Source organism: Mesorhizobium sp. M4A.F.Ca.ET.020.02.1.1 (genome assembly GCF_004022645.1).
Taxonomy (GTDB): Bacteria; Pseudomonadota; Alphaproteobacteria; order Rhizobiales; family Rhizobiaceae; genus Mesorhizobium.
This window is the reverse complement of sequence record NZ_RZOI01000097.1, coordinates 7501-12569: the sequence shown is the minus strand read 5'-3', so window position 1 is coordinate 12569 and position 5069 is coordinate 7501. Positions and strand designations below refer to the sequence as shown.

3 protein-coding genes, 1 tRNA gene, 2 rRNA genes and 1 pseudogene (1 of these 7 running past the window's edge) are annotated in these 5069 nt (G+C 59.4%); 3 read left to right on the top strand and 4 right to left on the bottom strand.

Annotation, left to right across the window (positions count from 1 at the left end):
* The 3 genes and pseudogenes from EN742_RS09480 to EN742_RS09465 all read left to right on the top strand — a co-directional run.
* Window positions 1-234: pseudogene (locus EN742_RS09480) on the top strand (glutamine synthetase); the annotation flags it as partial.
* 148 nt (window positions 235-382) lie between these two features.
* The gene (locus tag EN742_RS09475) at window positions 383-853 is read left to right on the top strand and encodes a nucleoside deaminase (protein WP_126058160.1); all 471 of its coding nucleotides are present in this window, start codon (window positions 383-385) and stop codon (window positions 851-853) included.
* A 457-nt stretch (window positions 854-1310) separates the two neighbouring features.
* Window positions 1311-1661 (top strand): hypothetical protein, encoded by a 351-nt coding sequence (locus EN742_RS09465; RefSeq protein ID WP_126058159.1) that lies wholly within the window; start codon window positions 1311-1313, stop codon window positions 1659-1661.
* A 206-nt stretch (window positions 1662-1867) separates the two neighbouring features.
* Here EN742_RS09465 and EN742_RS09460 read toward each other — a convergent pair whose 3' ends face one another.
* From EN742_RS09460 to EN742_RS09445, 4 genes are all read right to left on the bottom strand, one after another.
* Window positions 1868-2509 (bottom strand): ThuA domain-containing protein, encoded by a 642-nt coding sequence (locus tag EN742_RS09460; RefSeq protein ID WP_126058158.1) that lies wholly within the window; start codon window positions 2507-2509, stop codon window positions 1868-1870.
* Between the two features lie 145 nt (window positions 2510-2654).
* Window positions 2655-2731: transfer RNA gene (locus EN742_RS09455), tRNA-Met, on the bottom strand.
* A gap of 151 nt (window positions 2732-2882) precedes the next feature.
* Window positions 2883-2997, bottom strand: a 5S ribosomal RNA gene (rrf, locus tag EN742_RS09450).
* A 187-nt stretch (window positions 2998-3184) separates the two neighbouring features.
* Window positions 3185-5069 (bottom strand): 23S ribosomal RNA (locus tag EN742_RS09445) (it continues 915 nt past the right edge of the window).

The following is a 5069-nucleotide window of genomic DNA, read 5'->3' as shown; positions in this document are numbered from 1 at the left end:
AAAGAACTGTCGCCCGGCGAACCGACCGGCGGCGAGGGACAAGGGCTCACGCTGGCGAAGCTGCCGCCGGACTGGGCCTCGGCCATCGCCAGCTTCGAAGGCGGGCCACTGGTGGCGGAGATCTTCCCGGCCACGCTGCGCCAGTCCTTCGTCGCCTGCAAGCGCCAGGAACTGAACACCTTCGCGCTCAACGTCAGCGACTTCGAGATCGAGACTTACCTGGAGAGCGTCTAGAGCATTTCCGGGAAACGGTTCGGCGGCGATTGTCATCAGCAGGTGGACGCTCAAGCGACGGTTGGCTCTTGCCAATCGCGCCCCCTGGCAGCAATCTCAGCTCAACAGCCGCGCATGGGAGTGAGTGTCGGCGTGAGGGGATTTTGCCATGACCCGCGATCAGATGCTCGCTCACCTCCGATCCGCTGACGCCGTTGCCCGCGACACGGCCGCGCATGGCCATCATCCGTTCGGTGCGGTGCTGGTCGGCCCGGACGACCGCGTGCTGATGCGGCAGGGCAATCTCGACACGGTGCGCCATGCCGAGACCGAACTCGCCCGGCGCGCAGCGACCGCCTACCGGCCAGAGTTTCTCTGGACCTGCACGTTGGTCACGACGGGCGAGCCCTGCGCAATGTGCACAGGCACGCTCTACTGGGCGAATATCGGCCGGCTGGTCTACGGCTTCGAGGAGACCGACCTCCTGGCGCTCACCGGGGATCACCCGGAGAATCCGACGATGAGTCTTTCTTCGCGCACCGTACTCGGCTCCGGCCAGAAAAAGATCGAGGTCTTTGGCCCTTTCCCCGAAATCGCGGACGAGTTGCTCACACCACATCGCGATTTCTGGAATCGCTAACAAGCACCACGCCATGCGACGGTCCTCCCTGGACGATCGTCGCTCCGAATTCCCATTTGCTTTCCGCTGATACCGTTCGGCGGCAGGCTACGCGGCAACGCCTTTGTTTTCGATGGAGCGAGCTATCGTCTGGAGCCAAATACCGGTTCATCGTGATCAGACGCTTGCCGGCCTCTCGACAAGGTCAGTGACGAGGCGATTGAGGTCATCTTAGCTTAGCCTAACGAATGTCTACAAGTTTGATAGACATTTGAGTCGGAGCAAGTCATACTGCCCTTCCAGTGCCTGGCCTTTTCGCATTCGTGTTCGAATGATCAGGAGATGACGATGACGCAGACATTTCTGGAGATCGTTCCAGATCCCATCACCATCAGGCCGGTGCAATAGACCAATCAATTCACCAAGGGCGCGGGGGCGTTGACAGCATGGATTGCTGCCGCGATCGAGGAGGAAACCGATGACCACACGCCTGCTGCCCGCCCTGCACGAGGGCCATGCCCCAATCCAGTTGCATGGCGCCTTCGACGAGGCTCTGGAAGCCTACCAGGCCTGGACTCCGGGCACGGACGAGCCGCAAGTCGAGTTCGAAGGCCGTATGATCCCGATCAGCTCGGTCTTCGGTCGCATGCGGACCTGCACCGACATCCTGCCTTGGCGCATCGAGGCCGATGTCCTGGACACCGTCGGCGGCATGTTGCCCGCCGGCGGCGAAAGGTCGATCACCTACGCCGATGCCGCGCTCGTCCTTCGCGCCCTGTGCGTGGATCGCCTTCGCGACGACGACGGCGTCCGCGTTGCAGTGAGATGAGGTCATTGCGCGTCACCTGAGGCCGTCCAAACCTGACGCCTTGGCTGCACGCACCTGCAAGAGGCAGAAAGCGGGACCGGTCGTACCGGTCCCGCTGGTCTGCGTGTCATGAAGCAAGATACGCGGCACGTTCGATCGCGATCATCCGAACGGGCCGGCGGTGATAGAATCTCAAGCCGGCATTGCCACAGCGCTCGGCACGGGCGTCAGCGTGCCGCCCAGGCCAGCCCGCGGCGCAGGATGGTCCGCATCTGCGGTACCTCGAACTCCTTGGCCACATGCCCCAACGACGAGTAGAACACCCGACCCTCGCCGTGTCGGCGCTTCCAGACCACCGGCATGACGACGCCGTCGATCCACGGCGCGTGCGCGCCGGTGAAGGTGGTGGTCGCCAGCACCTCGTTCGAGGGGTCGACATGCATGTAGTACTGCTCGGAGCGGTAGCGGAAATCGTCGATGCCGCTCATGATCGGATCGTCGCGGCGGGCGATGTCGACCCGGTAGTCGATGATGTTGCCGGGATGGGCGACCCACTGGCCGCCGCACATGAACTGGTAGTCAGTCGATTCGCGAAAGGCGTCGCCCATGCCGCCATGATAGCCGCCAAGGCCGACGCCGCCCGCGATTGCGGTGGTGAGGTTGGACTCCTCGGCCTTGGTAAGCTTGGACATGGTGTAGATCGGCACGATCAGGCTGAGATCGGCGATTGCGGGATCGGCGAATGCCGCGGTCGAGGTCTCGACGCGAACGGCAAATCCCTCTTCCTCGAGCATAGTCTTGACGGCGCGCGCGCCGAGTTCCGGCTCATGGCCCTCCCAGCCGCCCCATACGATCAGTGCCTGCCGCATCTTCCGCTCCTTATGCTTAGCCGCGCGGCCGGACCTGCGGCATCGCGACGCCGCCGACCATCGCTGCAAAGTTCTGCCGAGTCGAGCTGAAAGACCGTAGGGTGACAAACGAAAACGGCCCGCGCGAGGCGGGCCGTTTTGTATTTGGTTGCGGGGACAGGATTTGAACCTGTGACCTTCAGGTTATGAGCCTGACGAGCTACCGGGCTGCTCCACCCCGCGTCAACTACGAGCAAGCGTTAGCTTGCGTCCTTAGAGGTAAGTTTGAGCTTACCGGAATCAAGAGGCCTGCCAAATGAAAGGGCCGCTTGCGCGGCCCGGGATCCCGTTTGGCGGGCCTATCGTAATGAGAAGATGAACGTGCGTTTGGCAGACCTGGCAGCGACCTACTCTCCCGCGTCTTGAGACGAAGTACCATCAGCGCTGGAGCGTTTCACGGCCGAGTTCGGAATGGGATCGGGTGCAGCCGCTCCGCCATAACCACCAGGTCGGCGAAACGCACGTTGTTCGAGAAGCTGTTTTTTGTGCCTTGGATGTTCATTTGGCCTGGCACCTTTCGAAGCGAAGCTTCGCAAGGCCGACCGGCCGTCGGCGCCGATGCGCCGCACCCACGTAGCGCCGCCCGAAGGGCGGAACAAGCGTGAGTGAGAACAAAGATGGATATTAGGAATGAGAACGATCAAGCCGATCGAACTATTAGTACCGGTAAGCTTCAAGCGTTGCCGCTCTTCCACACCCGGCCTATCAACGTGGTCGTCTTCCACGGTTCTCAGGGAATACTCGTTTCAAGGTGGGTTTCCCGCTTAGATGCCTTCAGCGGTTATCCCGTCCGGATATAGCTACCCTGCTATGCGGCTGGCGCCACAACAGGTCCACCAGAGATCCGTCCATCCCGGTCCTCTCGTACTAGGGACAGATCCTTTCAATATTCCTACACCCACGGCAGATAGGGACCGAACTGTCTCACGACGTTCTGAACCCAACTCACGTACCGCTTTAAATGGCGAACAGCCATACCCTTGGGACCTGCTCCAGCCCCAGGATGCGATGAGTCGACATCGAGGTGCCAAACAACCCCGTCGATATGGACTCTTGGGGGTCATCAGCCTGTTATCCCCGGCGTACCTTTTATCCGTTGAGCGATGGCCCTTCCACGCGGGACCACCGGATCACTATGACCGACTTTCGTCTCTGCTCGACTTGTCAGTCTCGCAGTCAGGCAGGCTTATGCCATTGCACTCAGCGAACGATTTCCGACCGTTCTGAGCCCACCATCGCGCGCCTCCGTTACTCTTTAGGAGGCGACCGCCCCAGTCAAACTACCCACCATACATTGTCCCGGACCCGGATAACGGGCCGCGGTTAGACATCCATAGAGATAAGGGTGGTATTTCAAGGGTGGCTCCACCAAGGCTGGCGCCCTGGCTTCAAAGCCTACCACCTATCCTACACATGCCACTACGAATGCCAATGTAAAGCTATAGTAAAGGTGCACGGGGTCTTTCCGTCTAACCGCAGGAACCCCGCATCTTCACGGGGAATTCAATTTCACTGAGTCTATGCTGGAGACAGCGGGGAAGTCGTTACGCCATTCGTGCAGGTCGGAACTTACCCGACAAGGAATTTCGCTACCTTAGGACCGTTATAGTTACGGCCGCCGTTTACTGGGGCTTCGATTCAGAGCTTGCACCCCTCCTCTTAACCTTCCAGCACCGGGCAGGCGTCAGACCCTATACGTCGCCTTGCGGCTTCGCAGAGCCCTGTGTTTTTGATAAACAGTCGCTACCCCCTGGTCTGTGCCACCCTCCTCTGCTTGCGCAGAAAAGGGTCACGCTTCTTCCGAAGTTACGCGTGCAATTTGCCGAGTTCCTTCAGCATAGTTCTCTCAAGCGCCTTGGTATACTCTACCAGACCACCAGTGTCGGTTTCGGGTACGGTCTATAAGGAGGAGCTATTTCCTGGAACCGCTCCGCTGCCCAACCAATCCGATAAGGTTGAACAACTTGTGCAATCCGTCACTACCTCCAGGCCCACGAATATTAACGTGGTTCCCATCGACTACGCGTTTCCGCCTCGTCTTAGGGGCCGGCTAACCCTGCTCAGATTAACTTTAAGCAGGAACCCTTGGTCTTTCGGCGGGGGAGTCTCTCACTCCCCTTACGTTACTCATGTCAGCATTCGCACTTCTGATACCTCCACCGCCCCTCACGGGTACGGCTTCATCAGCTTACAGAACGCTCCGCTACCGCTCGTGATTGCTCACGAACCCTAAGCTTCGGTGTATGGCTTTAGCCCCGTTACATTTTCGGCGCAAAGACCCTTATTTAGACCAGTGAGCTGTTACGCTTTCTTTAAATGATGGCTGCTTCTAAGCCAACATCCTGGTTGTTTTGGGATCCTCACATCCTTTCCCACTTAGCCATAACTTGGGGACCTTAGCTGTAGGTCAGGGTTGTTTCCCTTTTCACGACGGACGTTAGCACCCGCCGTGTGTCTGCCGACTAGTACTCCCAGGTATTCGGAGTTTGGTTAGGTTTGGTAATCCGGTGAGGACCCCTAG

Bases quoted from the DNA above. Each gene is read 5' to 3' on its own strand.
- EN742_RS09475 (WP_126058160.1), top strand. From the start codon at position 383: ATGACCCGCGATCAGATGCTCGCTCACCTCCGATCCGCTGACGCCGTT.
- EN742_RS09465 (WP_126058159.1), top strand. From the start codon at position 1,311: ATGACCACACGCCTGCTGCCCGCCCTGCACGAGGGCCATGCCCCAATC.
- EN742_RS09460 (WP_126058158.1), bottom strand. From the start codon at position 2,509: ATGCGGCAGGCACTGATCGTATGGGGCGGCTGGGAGGGCCATGAGCCG.